General features: G+C 65.4%; 18 protein-coding genes and 1 tRNA gene. 6 read left to right on the forward strand and 13 right to left on the reverse strand.

Annotated features, from left to right (window positions below):
* Positions 1 to 33: 33 nt before the first annotated feature.
* The 7 genes from ACP5M5_RS07210 to ACP5M5_RS07240 all read right to left on the reverse strand — a co-directional run bounded on the left by ACP5M5_RS07210 (position 34) and on the right by ACP5M5_RS07240 (position 6,929).
* Positions 34 to 630, reverse strand: coding sequence for an anthranilate synthase component II (locus tag ACP5M5_RS07210; protein ID WP_427936457.1), 597 nt, complete (start codon positions 628 to 630; stop codon positions 34 to 36).
* 35 nt (positions 631 to 665) lie between these two features.
* Positions 666 to 1,280, reverse strand: a complete 615-nt coding sequence (locus ACP5M5_RS07215) for a hypothetical protein (RefSeq protein ID WP_427936459.1) — start codon at positions 1,278 to 1,280, stop codon at positions 666 to 668.
* A 15-nt stretch (positions 1,281 to 1,295) separates the two neighbouring features.
* Entirely contained in the window at positions 1,296 to 2,078 is a 783-nt protein-coding gene (locus tag ACP5M5_RS07220; RefSeq protein ID WP_427936461.1) for an SDR family oxidoreductase, read from the reverse strand.
* A gap of 18 nt (positions 2,079 to 2,096) precedes the next feature.
* Positions 2,097 to 2,549, reverse strand: a complete 453-nt coding sequence (locus ACP5M5_RS07225) for an acyl-CoA thioesterase (RefSeq protein ID WP_427936462.1) — start codon at positions 2,547 to 2,549, stop codon at positions 2,097 to 2,099.
* A gap of 1 nt (position 2,550) precedes the next feature.
* The gene (gene moaB / locus ACP5M5_RS07230; RefSeq protein ID WP_427936464.1) at positions 2,551 to 3,099 is read right to left on the reverse strand and encodes a molybdenum cofactor biosynthesis protein B; all 549 of its coding nucleotides are present in this window, start codon (positions 3,097 to 3,099) and stop codon (positions 2,551 to 2,553) included.
* A gap of 89 nt (positions 3,100 to 3,188) precedes the next feature.
* Positions 3,189 to 5,048, reverse strand: a complete 1,860-nt coding sequence (locus ACP5M5_RS07235) for a transglycosylase SLT domain-containing protein (RefSeq protein WP_427936466.1) — start codon at positions 5,046 to 5,048, stop codon at positions 3,189 to 3,191.
* 141 nt (positions 5,049 to 5,189) lie between these two features.
* Positions 5,190 to 6,929, reverse strand: coding sequence for an acyl-CoA dehydrogenase family protein (locus tag ACP5M5_RS07240; protein ID WP_427936467.1), 1,740 nt, complete (start codon positions 6,927 to 6,929; stop codon positions 5,190 to 5,192).
* Between the two features lie 225 nt (positions 6,930 to 7,154).
* Between ACP5M5_RS07240 and ACP5M5_RS07245 the strand changes: the two genes are divergently transcribed.
* Genes ACP5M5_RS07245 through ACP5M5_RS07265 form a run of 5 tightly spaced genes read left to right on the forward strand, consistent with a single transcriptional unit; the run spans position 7,155 to position 12,513 of the window.
* The gene (locus tag ACP5M5_RS07245; protein WP_427936468.1) at positions 7,155 to 8,360 is read left to right on the forward strand and encodes an ABC transporter substrate-binding protein; all 1,206 of its coding nucleotides are present in this window, start codon (positions 7,155 to 7,157) and stop codon (positions 8,358 to 8,360) included.
* 24 nt (positions 8,361 to 8,384) lie between these two features.
* Positions 8,385 to 9,260 carry a branched-chain amino acid ABC transporter permease gene (locus ACP5M5_RS07250; RefSeq protein WP_274965047.1) on the forward strand — a complete coding sequence of 292 codons (876 nt, stop codon included), beginning with the start codon at positions 8,385 to 8,387 and terminating at the stop codon, positions 9,258 to 9,260.
* A gap of 10 nt (positions 9,261 to 9,270) precedes the next feature.
* Positions 9,271 to 11,004 carry an ABC transporter permease subunit gene (locus ACP5M5_RS07255; protein WP_427936469.1) on the forward strand — a complete coding sequence of 578 codons (1,734 nt, stop codon included), beginning with the start codon at positions 9,271 to 9,273 and terminating at the stop codon, positions 11,002 to 11,004.
* Positions 10,991 to 11,734 carry an ABC transporter ATP-binding protein gene (locus ACP5M5_RS07260; protein WP_427936470.1) on the forward strand — a complete coding sequence of 248 codons (744 nt, stop codon included), beginning with the start codon at positions 10,991 to 10,993 and terminating at the stop codon, positions 11,732 to 11,734. The genes ACP5M5_RS07255 and ACP5M5_RS07260 overlap by 14 nt, the downstream gene beginning before the upstream one ends.
* A complete protein-coding gene (locus ACP5M5_RS07265) occupies positions 11,731 to 12,513 on the forward strand; it encodes an enoyl-CoA hydratase/isomerase family protein (protein ID WP_427936471.1) in 783 nt (260 codons plus the stop codon). The genes ACP5M5_RS07260 and ACP5M5_RS07265 overlap by 4 nt, the downstream gene beginning before the upstream one ends.
* Before the next feature lie 43 nt (positions 12,514 to 12,556).
* On the opposite strand, the gene galE is transcribed toward ACP5M5_RS07265, so the two are convergent.
* Positions 12,557 to 13,543: a UDP-glucose 4-epimerase GalE gene (gene galE, locus ACP5M5_RS07270; protein WP_427936472.1), complete on the reverse strand. Its 987-nt coding sequence runs from the start codon at positions 13,541 to 13,543 to the stop codon at positions 12,557 to 12,559.
* Positions 13,544 to 13,631: 88 nt separating this feature from the next.
* On the opposite strand from galE, the gene ACP5M5_RS07275 reads away from it, so the two are divergent.
* A tRNA-Gln gene (locus ACP5M5_RS07275) sits at positions 13,632 to 13,706 on the forward strand.
* 17 nt (positions 13,707 to 13,723) lie between these two features.
* Here ACP5M5_RS07275 and ACP5M5_RS07280 read toward each other — a convergent pair.
* From ACP5M5_RS07280 to ACP5M5_RS07300, 5 genes are read right to left on the reverse strand one after another with little or no spacing between them, the layout of a single operon-like run.
* A complete protein-coding gene (locus tag ACP5M5_RS07280) occupies positions 13,724 to 14,104 on the reverse strand; it encodes a hypothetical protein (RefSeq protein WP_427936473.1) in 381 nt (126 codons plus the stop codon).
* On the reverse strand, positions 14,101 to 14,529 hold the full coding sequence (locus ACP5M5_RS07285; protein ID WP_427936474.1) for a type II toxin-antitoxin system VapC family toxin: 429 nt from the start codon (positions 14,527 to 14,529) through the stop codon (positions 14,101 to 14,103). The genes ACP5M5_RS07280 and ACP5M5_RS07285 overlap by 4 nt, the downstream gene beginning before the upstream one ends.
* Positions 14,526 to 14,861, reverse strand: a complete 336-nt coding sequence (gene vapB, locus ACP5M5_RS07290; protein ID WP_427936475.1) for a type II toxin-antitoxin system VapB family antitoxin — start codon at positions 14,859 to 14,861, stop codon at positions 14,526 to 14,528. Before vapB ends, ACP5M5_RS07285 begins: the two co-directional genes overlap by 4 nt.
* A 25-nt stretch (positions 14,862 to 14,886) precedes the next feature.
* Positions 14,887 to 15,708 (reverse strand): CDP-alcohol phosphatidyltransferase family protein, encoded by an 822-nt coding sequence (locus ACP5M5_RS07295; RefSeq protein ID WP_427936476.1) that lies wholly within the window; start codon positions 15,706 to 15,708, stop codon positions 14,887 to 14,889.
* Positions 15,708 to 16,373 (reverse strand): phosphatidylserine decarboxylase, encoded by a 666-nt coding sequence (locus ACP5M5_RS07300; protein ID WP_427936477.1) that lies wholly within the window; start codon positions 16,371 to 16,373, stop codon positions 15,708 to 15,710. Before ACP5M5_RS07300 ends, ACP5M5_RS07295 begins: the two co-directional genes overlap by 1 nt.
* Positions 16,374 to 16,375 lie beyond the last annotated feature (2 nt).

A 16,375-nucleotide genomic window follows, 5' to 3' on the forward strand; every position in this document is an offset into this window, starting at 1 on the left:
CATTCAGGCGGGGGACATTCAGGCGGGGGACATTCAGGCGGCGCGGGCCGGCGCGCCACGGCTGCGGGCGATCGCGAGGAAATTGCCGAGGATCTCGTGTCCGCCTTGGCTTGCGATGCTCTCGGGATGGAACTGCACCCCAAAGACCGGCCGCTCGCGGTGGCGGATTCCCATCAGCACACCGTCTTCACTCTGGGCGGTCGCGGCCAAGACCGGCGGCAGGGTTTGTTCTGCGACCATCAGACTGTGATAGCGGGTCGCGGCGAAGGGGTTGGGGAGGCCGGCGAACACGCCGCGCCCGTCATGGGAAATCTGGCTGACCTTGCCATGCATCGGCACCGGCGCGCGCGCAACCGTTGCGCCAAAGGCCTGCCCGATCGCCTGATGGCCGAGGCAGACGCCGAGAATGGGCAGATCGGCCGGCGCGGCGCGGATCAGCTCGACGCAGATCCCGGCTTCGTTCGGGGTGCAGGGGCCGGGCGAGATCACCACCGCCTCCGCCCCGAGCGCGAGTGCCGCGGCGACGCTCAAGGTGTCGTTGCGGCGCACATCGCACACCGCCCCGAGATCGCCGAGGAAATGGACGAGGTTGAAGGTGAAGCTGTCGTAATTGTCGATAAGCAGGATCATGGGAGCAGGGTCATTACAGGGTTATTTCCGTCTCTTTACTCCCGATCGGCGCCGTTGTCGAAGCCTCTTTCCGCCTGCGCGCGGCGGCGGAAGATCGTCATCACCCGGAACCGGTGATTGGTCGATTTCACGATGCCGACCACCGCTTCGATGTCCCACTCGGCCTTGCGATACATCGGCAGCACCTGATCGAGCCACACCACCCGCGTGCCAGACGCGGCGCCAGCGGCGAGCGAGCGCAGGACGACGTTGCGCTTGACCATCGTCGTCCGATAGCGCTCGGCATCTTCAATGCTGTAGGGCGGGTCGGCGAGGATCAAATCATAGTCGGCGAGCGGCACCGCCGAGAGATCATGCGCGTCGGCAACGAAGGTCGGCGACAGCGACGGGTTACAATCGACCGTATCGCCCGGCATCGCGCCAAGATCGACCGCGCCGGAAAACACGTGCAACACCTTGCGGCGATCGGGAAACAAGGCCGCGACGCGCCGCAGATAGCCGGCCGGATAGCCGCCATAATAGCCCGATCGCACGCGATAATCATTGCCCATGATCCAGGTGCCGACGACGCGCCCGTCCTCAGCGACGAAGAGGCTGCGCGGAAACTTGGTGAGCCGCACATAGCTTTCGATACGCGCCGGCCAATCCATGTGCTCGCGCGTCTTTCAGCCGAGCGTCGCGTTGAAGGCACCGCCGTCGATGAGAAGATTTTGTCCGACGATGAACCCCACATGCGCACTGCACAGGAATGCGCAGGCGGCGCCGAATTCGGCGGGGTCGCCGACCCGCCCGGTGGGGTTGGCCTTGCCGCGCAGCGCGATTTCCTCATCGACGCTGCGCTGCGCGCTCTCGGCCGCGGCGCGCATGTTCTCGCGCAGCCGGTCGGTGAGGAACGGCCCGGGGAGAAGATTGTTGATGATGACGTTGTCGCGCGCGACCTCCCGTGCGATGCCGGCGACGAAGCCGGTGAGCCCGGCGCGAGCGCCGTTGCTGAGGCCGAGGCTCGGAATCGGCGATTTCACCGATGCCGAGGTGATGTTGACGATGCGCCCGAAGCGCCGCGCCCGCATCCCCGGGATCACCGCTTGGATCAGCGCAATCGGCGTCAGCATGTTTGCCTCGAGCGCTGCGTGCCACTGCGCCGGCGTCAGCGTATCGAAACGCCCCGCCGGTGGGCCGCCGGCATTGTTGATTAGGATATCGGGCGCCGGTGCCGCCGCAAGCACGGCGGCGCGGCCGGACTCTGTCGTGATGTCGGCGGCGATCGCTTGGACGGAAACGCCAGTCGCAGCCCGGATCTCCTCAGCGGTGGCGGCGAGGGCCTCTTTCCCGCGGGCGTTGATGACCAGCGCCACACCTTCGCGCGCCAACGCCAAAGCCACGGCGCGCCCGAGACCTTTGCTTGCCGCACAGACGATGGCGGTCTTGCCGCGCAATCCGAGATCCATTGAAAATTCCTCCGCTTTTCAGGTTTCGACGAGGAGATCGGTGAGCGCCGCGCGCACCGCCTCCGGCATCGCGATTGGCCGCATGGTTGCGCGCGCGACATAGACATGGACGAAATGCCCCTCTGCCGCAGCATTTTCGTCACGCTCGCGAAAAATACCGAGTTCATAGCGCACCGCGCTGGTGCCGAGATGGGCGACGCGGATGCCGACGCTGATTTTTTCTGGAAAACTGATGGAAGCATGATAGCGGCAGGAATTTTCTGCAACGATGCCAACGATCGGGCTCTCGCTGGGCGAAAGCAGGCGGCGCCGGACGAGAAACCCATTCACCGCGCTATCGAACCAAGCGTAATAGACGACGTTGTTGACATGACCGTAAATGTCATTGTCGTGCCAGCGCGTGGTGATTTCCTCGAAATGGCGATAGTCGGCGCGGCGTCCGGGTGGTGTGCGAGGCGATGGGCGGGACATGCTATACGGCAACCGGCCCGACATGTTCCATCAAACGTGGCATCAGCTCGACGAGATTGCAGGGCCGATGCCGCGCATCGAGCTGCCAGCGCAGGATCTCGTCCCAACCATCCTTGACCGCGCCGGGACTACCGGGCAGGGCAAAGAGATAGGTACCGCCAGCAACACCGCCGATCGCGCGCGATTGCATGGTCGAGGTGCCGATCTTCTGATAGCTCAGCATGCGAAACAATTCGCCGAAACCTTCGATGCGTTTCTCGAGCACCCGCTCGAATGCTTCCGGCGTCACATCGCGCCCGGTCAGACCCGTGCCGCCGGTGGTGATGACGACATCGATGGCCGGGTCTGCGATCCAGGCCGCGAGTTTCGCCGCGATCAGTGTGGCATCGTCGCGCACCAGATCGCGCGCGGCGAGATGGTGCCCGGCCTCGGTGATGCGCGCGGCCAGCGTGTCGCCGGAGGTGTCGTTGGCCAGCGTGCGGCTGTCAGAGACGGTGAGGACAGCGATGTTGACGGCGAGGAAGGCACGGGTTTCATCAATACGCGCCATCGTTTTTCTCCACGATCAGAATGGGCCCAATCGCACCGGAAAATTGCCGCCCGGCCACTGGCCGGCGGCGATCTCGGGCCCGACGCCGTTCAGTGGAGCAAAAGCGGGGGCGTCTCCGACGCGCCTGTCGACAGGGTATCGAAACTCCGCACGCGAGGAAAGCGGCCTTCGGCGAGTGCCGCAAGACCCGGCGGCGAAACCGCGAGCCGCGCGGCATAAAGCCAGGCATAGGCGAGCGCGCGATGCAGATAGGTGCGCGTCTCACGGTTCGGCACCGCCTCGATGAAGAGCAGTGGATCATCGCCGTCACGCACCGTTCCGGCCCACGCCAAGACATTGCCCGGCCCGGCGTTATAGGCGCACAGCAAGCGCAGGAGATCCCCGTCGACGGCACTCTGGCGCGCGAGATAGAGGAGATAGCGCTGGCCGATATCGAGATTGACGGCGGGATCGTGCAAACGCTTCTGGCGCGCGCCGGCGAGCGAGGGGTCATTGACCAAATAGCTCGCGGTCACTGGCATGATCTGCAGCAGCCCGCGCGCCCCGGTCGGCGAAATAGCGGCCGGATCGAAATGCGATTCGATGCGTGCCAGCGCATAGACCAGCGCCGGCGCGACCTGAAACCCGCCGCGTGGCACGAGATGCGGCATCGGTTCGGCGCCGAGCCCGTCATCGCCGCGGACGCTTGCTGCGATCTCGTCGGCAAGACGCGAAAGCCCAGCCTCGCGCGCAACCAGGGCGACGGCGCGGCGAAGATCGGGCGCGGTCTCGGCTTTTGCCGCGAGCTGGCGTAGTTCTGCTTCCGCCCAGCGCGTCTGCCCGACCTGGAGAAGCGCGAAAGCGCGCAACCCTTCGGCGGTGGCCGCGACCGCGGCGATATCGCCCTCGCCGAGGACTTCGTCGGCGAACAGGTCATCGTGGATCAGCGGCAAGCCGAGCCGGCGGCGGGCGAGCAAGCCATAAAACGTGTTGGCCTCGGCGCTGGCGCGCTGCAGCCAGAGGTGGCCGCCTTCGGCGTCGCCGGCGGCGAAATGGGCGCGTGCCGCCCAGAACAAGGCGGCCGCGCGCAGGCCCGGCGCGGTGAGCGGCGCCTCCGCGGCGGCCTTGAAAAATCGCGCCGCCTCTGCCATCCGCTCGAGCCGCCAGGAGGCGAGGCCAGCGGCGAAACCGGCGAGCGCGACCCGCCCGCCACTTTCCTGCAGCGCCGCACTGGCGAGATCGCGGGCGGCGTGGTCACGATTGGCAGCGAACAGCGCTTGCGCCACCTCGGCCCGCAGCCAGGCGGCGTAATCCCGGCTGAGCCCGCTGGTATGGGCGATCAGACGCAGCGCGGCATCGAAATGGCCGCTCTCGGCGCGCGTCACGATGTCGCGTTCCAGCGCGGGCGAGCGGCGGAGGTCGGGAAGATTGGGGATGGTGTCCTCGGGCGCGCTGAGGGCGGCGAGGCTGGGCGGCGGGGCAACATGGCGGGCGGCCGGGCAATCGGCGGCTCGCTGGCGGCAGAGTGCAGCGATGTCGCTCGCGATGGCGAGGGCGGAGTGGCGGGAAAGCCAGGTCGAGAGAGTGGCGAGCGGGGTGCGGCCGGGGGCGTGGAGATAGAAGCTGGCGAGCAGGTAGCCGCGCAGATCGGTGCGCAGCCCGGTCGGCGCCGCGGCCCCGCGCGATGCGTCATCGTCGCCGAACGCCGCCCAGAGGCGCTTGGCGGCGGCGCTATCGCCGGCCGCTTGCGCCGCGAAAATCGCGCGGATTTTCGCCGCCTCGAGCGTCTCGAGCGGTTGCGGCAAAACCAATTCCGTGGCACCGAGCGGTGCCAAGCGCGGCACTGCCATCGCGGTTTCGTCGGATTGCGCCACCGCCTTGCTTGCCGCCGCGCTGGCGAACAAGGCTGCCCCGGCGAGCATCGCCCGGGCAGCAGGAAGGCGGGAGAGCGTTGTACCGGTCCCTCGCATGCCCCCGCCCTACACGGGCAATCTATGAGACGCAACCCCTATCTCTGGTATTTATCTCATTAATTTTACCAACGATTAAGATTTCAAGCGCTTACAGGCATTCCTTGTATAAAAAATTCGTGATTCTCTTGCGCTGCACAATCACGAAAACGCCGCCGCAACCGCGGCCGGGTTGGGCAGCAGCACCGCCATCGCGGCGGTTTCAGTATCCTCCTCGGCGGCCGCGAGCGGATCTCGGGGCAACAGGTGATGGCGGAGCACGAGGTCGGCGAGGGTCTGGCGCGAGGCGTCGCCGAGGGCTGCGGCCTCGGCGGCGAAGGCACTGGCGGTGGTGACGTGATAGAGCGCGGTTGCGGCGCTTCGCGCGAGATGGGTGCCGTCTGGCGCCATGGCCCGCTCGGCGAGGCGGATCGCGCCGGCGAGCGGCGCGAGAAGCGCGGTCATGCCCGACCCCGCGACCTCCGCCCGAATATGGTTTTGCAAGGCGATGAGGGCGCCCTCGCGCCGCGCCGCGCGCATGACGTCAAGCGCGACGATATTGCTGGTGCCCTCCCAGATCGAGCCGAGATGGGCATCGCGCACCAGCCGCGGCTCTGGCCATTCCTCGATATAGCCGGCGCCGCCGCGCACCTCCATCGCGTCCCCTGTCACCCGCCGCGCATCGCGGCAGGCGCGGAATTTGATCAGCGGCGTCAGGATGCGGAGCAGGGCATAGGCTTCCTGGTCGCCAGCATCGGCGCGCGAAAGCGCCGATGCTGTCGTGAACATCATGCTGCGGGCTTGTTCCGTGGGCAGAAGAATCTTCAAAAGCTGGCGCCGCATCAGGGGAAGTTCGATCAGGCGGCGGCCGAAGGCGCGGCGGTGATGGGCGAGGAAGAGGGCCTCGGTCACCGCCCGGCGCATCATGCCGGCGGCGCGCACGCCGTTCGAGAGGCGAGAATTGTTGATCATGTCGGTCATCTGGCGGAATCCGGCGCCGGGCTCGCCGACCAGAAACGCCTCCGCCCCTTCGAGGCGGATTTCACCGCTCGCCATATCGCGTGTGCCGAGCTTGTCTTTCAACCGCACGATGCGATAGGCGTTGGGGGTGCCATCAGGGCGCTCGCGGGGGAGGAGAAAGAGCGACAGCCCCTTGGTTCCCGCCGCCGCCCCCTCCGGCCGCGCGAGCACCATCGCCAGCGCCGCATCGGCGTTCGAACAGAACCATTTGTCACCGAACAGCCGCCACGAGCCATCGTTTTTCGCAACCGCGCGCACCGCCGTCGCGCCGACATCCGAGCCCGCACCCTGCTCCGTCATGAACATCGCGCCCTGCGCGAGGGTTTCCAGATCCTGGCTCAGCAATCGCGGCAGATACTGCTCGACCAAGGCAGGATCGCCGAATTTACGCAGGGTGCGGGTTAGGCTGTCGGTCATGCTGACCGGGCACAAAAGGCCGAACTCGGCCTGCGCAAAGAGATAGGTCAGCACATATTTCGCCGCCGCCGGCAGCGGCGTCGGCCAGCCGAAAACGCCGGCGCGATGAGAGAGAGCGGCGAGGCCGAATTCGCCAAAGGCGAGCCGCTCCATCTCGCGATAGCTCGGGTGTTTTTCTATGCTTTGGCGATCCTCGCCGGTGCGTGTGCGCGCAAGTAAGCGCGGCGGAAGGCGATCGGCGTCGGCCGCGAGCGTATCGAGCCGGCCGCCGGCGAGCGCCCCGAGACGGTCACAATAAGGCGTGAGGTGAGCGCAAAGCGCGGGCGGGAGATGGAGCGTCATCAGCCGCGCGAGCATCGGGTCGGCGCGGTAGAGATTGAGCCCGCGCGCATCCGGCACCGCTTCCGCGCCGCGCGGCGGGCCATCCGCTGGCGAGAGTTCACGCGTGCGCGGGATTTCGTCCATCCCTACCTCCCTTCGGTTATGACGCCGCGGTTGCGACGTCTTGCAAGCTTTGCGCGCCGCACGCCTGGCCGCAAGGGTTTGCCGGCAGGCGGGAGCTTCTCGGCGCCGCGGGCGGGCAGGAATGGCTTGCCAGCCTTGCCGGCGCGGGGGATAACAGCGACCAAAGGAAAAACCGCCGTGCCGCGAGAGGGGTTGCGCGCGGCGGCTCAGTCGAAGGAGGAAACCATGGCGGCGATGCAAGACGAAACGCGGGCGGGCGGCGTGAGGGTGAGGGGGGCACGCTGGCGGCCGATGGCCGGGCACTTTGCCGCTATCGTGGCGCTGCTCGCAGGCGTCAACGCTGCCGCCCCGGCGCGCGCCGACGATGCGGCGCCGATCGAAATCGGCATGGTGACGCCGCTCACCGGCGCTGCCGCGGAATCCGGGCGCTATGCCGAATGGGGCGCAGAGATGGCGGTCGCCGAGGTCAATGCCGCGGGCGGCGTGCTCGGCCGGCCGCTGAAGCTCGTCATCGAGGATGACCAAACCACCAATCCCGGCGTCGTTTCCGCCTTCAACCGGCTCGCCAACGATTCCGCGATCGTCGCCTTTCTCGGCTCCATCCGTTCGACGCAGGTGCACGCGATGGACCCTGACGTGCGGCGGGTGGCCAAGCCGGTGTTTTTCGGTGGCACCGATCCCAATCTCACCCATACCGGCGATCCGTGGCTGTTCCGCTGTCGGCCCAATGACACCTATTCCGCTAAGGTGATCGCGGCGTTCGGGGTGCAGACGCTTAATCTCAAGAAATGGGCGCTGGTGACCTCGACCGATGCCTTCGGTTCGAGCGGCGCGCGGCTGCTCACCGCCGAATTGCAGGCGCTTGGCGCGAGCGTCGTGACGGCGCAAGGCTATGCCAATCAAACGCCGGATTTCACCCCGGTCGTGCTCGCGGTCAAGGGATCGGGGGCGGAGGTGATCGGGAGCTATTTCACCTTCGAGCAGGATCTCGCGATTTTCGCGCGCCAATTGCGCCAGCTCGGGGTTCGCAGCCCCTGGGTCGGCTCGCCCTCGATCACCGATACCGCGGCGCTGCATCTCGCCGGACCCGCGCTTTATGGCACCTATGGTGTTGCCGATTTCAATGCCGATTCCAGCCCCGAAGCCAAAACCTATGCCGAGGCCTATCAGAAATTGCACAAGGCGCCGGCCGATCAATTCTCGGCCTGGACCTATGACGCGATCAAGATCGCAGCACTCGCCATGACCGCCGCGAAATCCACCGACCCTGCCGCTTTCCGCACCGCGATCCTCGCCATCCGCGGCTACAAGGGCACGGAGGGCACTTATGATTTCGATGCCAACGGCGACGGATTGCACGGCTATAACGTTGTTCAGAACAAAAACGGCAAGCTGGTCTTCGTCAAGCGCGTCGATTTCCCGGCACCATAACGCATTTCGTCAGCGCAAAACGTCATGGCGATCATCCTGCAATTGCTGTTTACCGGCCTTGGCATCGGCGCCGTCTACGCGCTGGTCGCCCTCGGCTTCGTGTTGATTTATCGCGCAACCAACGTCGTCAATTTCGCGCAAGGCCAGTTCGCCATGCTCGGCGGCTATTGCATGGTGATCACCACCGTCGATCTCGGCCTGCCCTATTGGCTCGGGATCATCATCAGCCTGGTGGTGATGGCGCTCTTCGGCGCGATCTTCAATCTCGGGGTCTATTATCCGCTCCGCCATCGTTCGTTCCTGCCGGTGGTGATCTCGACCATCGGCGCCTCGATCCTGATCACCAATCTCGTGCTCGCGATCTATGGCCCGGAGCCGACGACGCTTCCCGGCATGACCGATTATCCCGGGATCAGTTTCGGCGCGGTGTTTCTTGACGCGCAATATCTCGTCATCATTGCGACCACCCTGGCGCTCGTCCTCCTGCAATACGTGTTTTTCGAGCACACCATGATCGGCAAGAAGATGCAGGCGGTGTCGCAGGACAAGGAGATGGCGAGCCTGCTCGGCATCAACGTCACCGGCATGATCATGCTCACCTTCACCTACTCGGCGGTGCTCGGCGGCATCGCCGGCATTTTGGTCGCGCCGATCCTCTTCGTCTCGGTCGGGCTCGGTGCGCAGATCGCGCTCAAGGCGTTTGCCGCCTCGATCATCGGTGGTTTCGGCGATGTTCCGGGGGCGATCGTCGGCGGGTTGTTGATCGGCGTCGCCGAGACGCTGGGGGCCTTCTATATCTCGGTCCCCTACAAGGACGCTTTCGCGTTCGTCCTGCTGTTCGCCTTCCTGCTGATTAGGCCGCAGGGGATTTTCGGCGAAAAAATCGCCCAGAAAGCATGAGGCGAACGGTATGAAGAGCGTCACCAACATTCTGCTTTGGCTCATCGCTCTCGTCATCGCGATGGGCTGCGCGCTTCTCTTGCCGATCAACGGCTATCTGATGAATCTGCTGATGCAGGCGAGCACCTATGCCATCGCGGTGCTCGGCATGACGGTGGTGCTCGGCTATACCGGGCAGATCAACATCGCGCAGGCGGCGTTTTTCGGCATCGGCGCCTACGCCGTCGCGATCGGCACGACGACGCTTGGGCTGGCGTTTTTCGCCGCCCTGCTGTTTGGCGCCGTGGTCGCGCTCGGTTTTGGGATCGTGCTCGGCGGCTCGACGCTGAAGCTCGGCGGCCATTACCTCGCCATGGTGACGATCAGCTTTCAGGAAATCCTCACCCTGGTTTTGACCAACTGGATCGGGGTCAGCCACGGGCCGGACGGCATTTCGAATATCCCAAGGCCGCATCTCGGCTTTCTCGCCCTCGATCAATCGCAGCATTATCTCGCGCTTTGCCTTTTCTGCCTGTTCGTGACCGCGGGGCTGGTCGCTTGGCTGAAATCGAGCCGGCTCGGGCTCTCCATGCAGGCGGTACGCGACAATGAACTCGCCGCCGGTGTCGCCGGGATTGATACGTACCGCATCAAAATCATCGCATTTGCCGCCAGCGCCTGTCTCGGCGGGATCGGCGGCGGCCTCTTTGCCGGCGCGTTTCGCTATATCAGCCCGGATCAATTCGCGTTCGATGATTCGGTGGTTTTGCTCACCATGGCGCTGCTTGGCGGGGTGGACGCCGCGATCGGCGCGGTGATCGGCACAGCCCTTCTCATTCTTCTCCCCGAGTGGCTGCGCTTCCTCAAGCAATTCTACCTCGCGGTTTATGGCCTTGCCGTCATCCTGATCATGGTCTTCATGCCACAAGGGATCTTCGGCTATTTCGCGCGTCTTGTCCGCCGCGCACCGGATTTGCCGCGCGGGGAGTTCGCGCCACTCACGCTCGGCGCCGATACTGGCGCGGGCGCGCCGATTTTGGAAGTTTCCGATCTTTCCAAGCATTTTGGCGGACTTCGCGCGGTTGATGCCGTCGACCTTGCGATCATCGGCGGCTCCGTTCATGCCCTGATCGGCCCCAATGGTTCTGGCAAGACGACGACGCTGAACCTGCTCTCTGGCATCTATCGCCCAACCGCGGGAAGGATCCGTCTTGGCGGGCGCGATGTCACGGGGCTTGCGCCGCATCTCCTCGCCGCTGCCGGCATCGGCCGGACATTTCAGAATATTCGGCTGTTTCACTCACTGACATCTTTCGAGAATGTGCTGATCGGAAGCTTCCGGGCCGGGAGCGGGCTCGATACCGCCGCGCGGCGCGAGCGCGCGATGGCGGCGCTCGATTTCGTCGGGATGGCGGCGCGCGCGCATGATCAGGTCGCGAGCCTTCCCTATGGCCATCAGCGTCTCGTCGAAATCGCGCGTGCGCTCGCCGCCAACCCGAGCCTGCTGTTACTCGATGAGCCGGCGGCCGGCCTCAACCTCACGGAGAAGCAAAATCTCGTCGCGCTGCTGCGCCGTTTGCGCGGCCACGGTTTGACCATTCTCCTGATCGAACACGATATGGATCTCGTCGAACAAGTGTCCGATCGCATCAGCGTGCTCAATTTCGGCCGCCGCATCGCCGATGGCACACCTTTGGAAGTGCTGCGCCATCCTGATGTCGTCGCCGCCTATCTCGGGGAGGTGGCTGAAGATGCCGCTGCTTGAGCTTTCTGGTCTCACCGCTGCTTACGGTGCGGTCACGGCGCTATCCGGACTCGATCTCGCCGTCGCGGAAGGCGAGATCGTCACCTTGCTCGGCGCCAATGGCGCTGGAAAATCGACCACGCTTCGCTGTATCTCGGGGCTTCTCTCTCCGACGGGTGGCGAAATCCGCTTTGCCGGTCAGCCGATTTCGGGACTGCCTGCCGAGCGCGTGGTGCGGCTCGGCATCGCGCACGTGCCAGAAGGAAGGCGGGTTTTTCCTGGCCTCACGGTGCGCGAAAACATCCTGCTCGGTGCCTCCAACCGCCGCAGCTCGCGTGCGGCGCGCGCCCGCGACGCGGAAGAGATGTTCGCGTTGTTTCCCGATCTCGTGCGCTTTGCCGACACGCTCGGCTGGATGCTCTCTGGCGGCCAGCAGCAGATGGTGGCCCTGGCGCGAGGCTTGATGGCGCGGCCGCGACTTCTGCTGCTCGATGAGCCCTCGCTCGGTCTCGCGCCGCTGATCGTGCAGCAGGTGTTTCGCATCATCGCCCGTATTCGCGAGAGCGGAACGACGGTTTTGCTTGTTGAGCAAAATGCCCGCATCGCACTCGCGATCGCCGATCGCGGTTATGTGCTGGAAACCGGGCGGCTGGTCGTTGCCGGCAAACCGGATGCGTTATGGAATAACGAGGATGTGCGCGCCGCCTATCTCGGCGGCAAGCGCTTGAGCGAGGAAAGCAGAACACGATGAACGAGGTAGTGCGTGGCGATGTCGGGGCTTGGCTTGAGGGGCGGGTTGGCATCGTCGAAATCCGCCGCCCGCCCAATAATTTCTTCGACAACACGCTGATCGCCGATATCGGCGCGAGCTTCGAGGCGTTCGATGCCGATTCCGCCTGCCGCGCCATCGTGCTCGCCGCCGCTGGTAAGAATTTCTGCGCTGGCGCCGATTTCGCCGGCCGCCCGGCAACCGGCCTCGCGGAGGAGGGCGGCGCCAAGCATCTCTACAAAGAGGCGATTCGGCTGTTTCGCACGCGAAAGCCGATCATCGCGACGATCCAAGGCGCGGCGGTGGGCGGCGGGCTCGGCCTCGCTTTGGTCGCGGATTTTCGGATCGCCTGCCCCGAGGCACGGTTTTGCGCCAATTTCACCCGGCTCGGCTTTCATCCCGGCTTCGGCCTCACCGCGACGCTGCCGCGTCTCGTCGGTGCTCAGCGTGCGGCGCTGATGTTCTATACCGGCCGCCGCATTCCCGGCGAGGAGGCGGCCGCGATCGGGCTTGCGGATCTGCTCGTGCCGCAGGCCGAACTGCGTGCGGCGGCGCTTGCGCTCGCGGAGGAGATTGCGATTTCCGCACCGCTCGCCGTGGCCTCCACGCGCGAGACGCTGCGCCGCGGCCTCATCGACGCGATCGAAGCGGCGACCGAGCGCGAACTCGTCGAGCAGGAATGGCAGCGCAGGACAGCGGATTTTCGCGAAGGCGTGGCGGCGATGGCAGCCCGGCGCGCGCCGGTGTTCGAGGGGAAGTAAGCGGTTCTTTTTTGAAAAAAAGAACCAAAAAACTTCTGTCTGGTTAGCGGTAGCCGTCCGGGTGCGCGAGCCGCCACGCGTAAGCGGTGCGCACGATGTCGCGGAGTTCCGGAAAACGCGGCCGCCAGCCAGTCTCTTCCTGGATGCGGGCGGAAGAGGCGACCAGGGTCGGCGGGTCGCCGGCGCGCGGCGGCCCGAAGCGATGGGGCACGCGCCGGCCGCTGACCGCTTCCACCATGGCGATGACTTCGCGTACCGAATGGCCGGCGCCATTGCCGAGATTATAGGCAACAGAGCCGTGATCGAGCCGGGCGAGCGCCGCGAGATGAGCGCTGGCCAGGTCGGTCACGTGGATGTAGTCGCGCACACAGGTGCCATCCGGCGTAGGGTGGTCGGTGCCGAACACCACCAGCTCCGGCGCCCGGCCGAGCGCGGCATCGATCGCGCGCGGGATCAGATGGGTCTCAGGGTCATGGTCTTCGCCGAGCCGGCCGCTGGGGTCGGCGCCGGCGGCGTTGAAATAGCGCAGACAGGCGCTTTTCAAGCCATGCACCCGATCGGCCCAGGCAAGCACCCGCTCGAGCATGAATTTGCTTTCGCCATAGGGGGAGGACGGCAACAGCGCCGCCTGCTCGGTGATCGGGATTTCGACGTCGCCGCCGAACAGATTGGCGGTCGAGGAGAGCACGAAGCGGTTGACGCCATGGCCGATCGCATCCCCGATCAAGGCGATCCCATTGCCGACATTCTCGCGGAAATAGCGCAGCGGATCGGCCATGCTTTCGCCGACCAAGGAAAGCGCCGCGAAATGGAAGATGGCAGCGAAGGGGCCGCGCGCGAAGGCCGCCGCGCGCGCCGCCGGATCGGCGAGATCGCCGACGATCAATTCGGCCGGCGCGGTGATCGCGACGCGATGGCCCTGGCGGAGATCGTCGATCACCACCACATCGGCGCCTTCCGCGATCAAGGCCGCGACGAGGTGGCTTCCGACATAGCCGGCGCCGCCGGTGACGAGGAATCGCTGCGTCATGGGTTTTTCCTGAGCGGGAAAAGTGTCACGAGAATGCGGGCTGGACCGCGGGCATCGGGATCGGTATCAGAGGCACGCGCAGCAGCGATGGGGCGTAGCCAAGCGGTAAGGCAGCGGATTTTGATTCCGCCATGCGGAGGTTCGAATCCTCCCGCCCCAGCCAATGGGACCGAAGCATGTTCAATCTCCCTCCGGGCCGGCAAAGCCCAAATCGGCGCTCATGGCGGCCAACATAGCGGCTTCCGCGATGGTAAGTTCAGGGTTCTGAGTTCCATCCGCCAGGGCAAACAGACGCCCTCTCATTGACCTGACTTGTTCCGATCCTACGAGCTCGCGGCGAGCGCGCCAGTAATTGGCTTCCTTGATATTGGCCGGCGAATGTTCGCTGTTGACCTGGTAGATTGCATTGAGCAATCCTGCGTAGGCTTCTTTTTTCTCCCTGAATTTTCGCTCGTCCAAAGCCGCCCGACGCGATAGCCAGGATTGCAGCATGCTGGTCACAAGAGACCCAACGATGCCGCCGGCGCCGGCCACGGAGAGCAAAGAAGCGGTCGAGTTCATCTGCCTTGCCCCCCCGCCCAATCCTCCACTGATAACCCCGCCACGCGAGAAAATTCGCGAAAATTGTTGGTGACCAGCACGCAGCCGGCGGCCAGGGCATGCCCGGCGATCATGGTGTCGTTGCTGCCGATGGGCATGCCCTGAGACGCCAAGCGCTGCCGGAGACGCGTGGCTTCCTCCGCGGCGGTGCGTTCCCAGGGGAGGATGGCGGACAGGCGAGCGACAAAAGCCTCAACCAATGCCGCGCGACGCGGCGACGCCGTCCTGCCGATAGTACCCAACAGCATCTCGTAATAGGTGATAACCGAGATTACGATACTGTTTTGCGCCTCCACGGCGTCCTGCAACCGCTGCAGCACGCTGGCCGGGCGTTCGCGCATGATGAAAGAGCAGATGTTGGTGTCGAGCATATAGAACGTGGTCACCGACCCGGGTCATCCTCGTTGAAGGAAACACGCCCTTCCTCGATCACTTCCGTGCGGTCACGCAGGAAATCCGCGTCGGCAAGGGGGGCGGTCGGAAATGAGATCCAGCTCGGGCGCACCGGGCGGAGCAAGATCGTGTCGCCGCGTTTCTCGATGGTGAGTTCCGTCACTCCCGGAAACGCGAGATCTTTCGGCAAACGGATGGCCTGATTGCGATTATTGCGGAAAACGGACACGGTGCGCAAGAGAGCCTCCCTTCCATCACAACCATGATTGGCATATGCATGGTATATGTCAAGACGCTCGCCGAGACTTTCGGCGAGACGCCGCATCCTCCCGCCCCAGCCAGGTGCTGCGTCATGTCGCCGGCTCCGTCTCCGGCCCCTCGGCCTCGGCCCGCAATTGGCGGAAGCTGCGGGCGCTGAACGGCAGCATCCCGAGATAGATCAGCCCGGCGAGCGCGAGCCCCGCCCACGGGTCGGCGATCAGGAACGCGGCATAAAGCCCGGTGCCGAGCAGCATCGGCAGCACCATCGCGGTCGGCACCTTGAAATTCTTAAAACTCCAGACCGGCAGCGTCGAAACCAAGAGCAGCGCGGTGCAGACCAGAACGGCGGCGTCGAACAGCGGAAACCGGGCCAAAGCGTCAAGCCATGCCCAACCCATGTCGCGCGCTTCAAGGCCGATGAAGAGCGGCAGCAACGCGAGCAGCGCGCCGGCCGGCGCCGGGACGCCGGTGAAGAAATTATACGTGTAAGCCGGCGCGACGGAATCAAGATTGGCGTTGAAGCGCGCGAGCCTGAGCGCCATGCACACGGCGAAGATCAGCGCCGGGACGAAGCCGTAGCCGTGCATGGCGCGGAGTGACCAGAGATAGATCACGAAGGCCGGGGCGACGCCGAAGCAGAGAAAATCGGCGAGGCTGTCGAACTCGGCACCGAAGCGCGTCACCGCTTTGAGGAGGCGCGCGAGACGCCCGTCCAGCCCGTCGATGAAGCCCGCGAGGATGATCGCTTTCGCCGCCCCGCCGAAATGCCCCTCGATCCCGAGTCGGATCGCGGTCAGACCGGCGCAGAGGCCGAGCAGCGTCATCAGATTGGGAATCAGCCGGTTAAACGAAAGCCCGGCAAAGCGTGGCCGCGCGCGCCGGCGCAAGCGGGGGAGGGGGGGGCGTGCCATCAGCCGAGCTCGGCGATGACGGTTTCGCCGCCCACCATCCGCTGCCCCTCGGCGATCAGCGGGCGTACCCCCTCGGGGAGATAGAGATCGGTGCGGCTGCCGAAACGGATGATGCCGAAGCGCGCCCCGGCGCTGACCGCATCGCCCTCACGCACCGAGCAAAGAATCCGCCGCGCGATCAGCCCGGCGATCTGCACGACGGCGATTTCGCGCCCATCGGGGAGGCGGATCGCAAGGGCATTGCGTTCGTTTTCGTCGCTCGCCTTATCGAGGCTGGCATTGAGGAATTTGCCGTGTCGATAGGCGATGCGGGTGACGGTGCCGGCGGCGGGCACGCGATTGACATGGACATCGAGCACCGAGAGGAAAATCGCGACCCGCCAGCGCGGCGCCGGGCCGAGGCCGAGTTCGCCCGGCGGGGTCGCGGGCTGGACGGAGACAACGCGGCCATCGGCGGGGGCCAGGATGACGCCCGGGCGCGGCGGCGGGACACGGTTCGGGTCGCGAAAAAAATAGAGGCAAAACAGCACGAAGACGACGCCGAGCCAGAACAGCCAGGCACCGAGCGCGAGCCCGAGCACGATCGCCACCGCGCCGCCGGCGAGAAACGGCCGGGCGGCGGGATGCGGTGGGGCGAGAACCATCAAGAACGAATCGAGGGTCATGC

The organism is Acidibrevibacterium sp. (assembly GCF_049965395.1).
In the GTDB taxonomy this organism is placed as follows: Bacteria; Pseudomonadota; Alphaproteobacteria; order Acetobacterales; family Acetobacteraceae; genus Acidibrevibacterium; species Acidibrevibacterium fodinaquatile.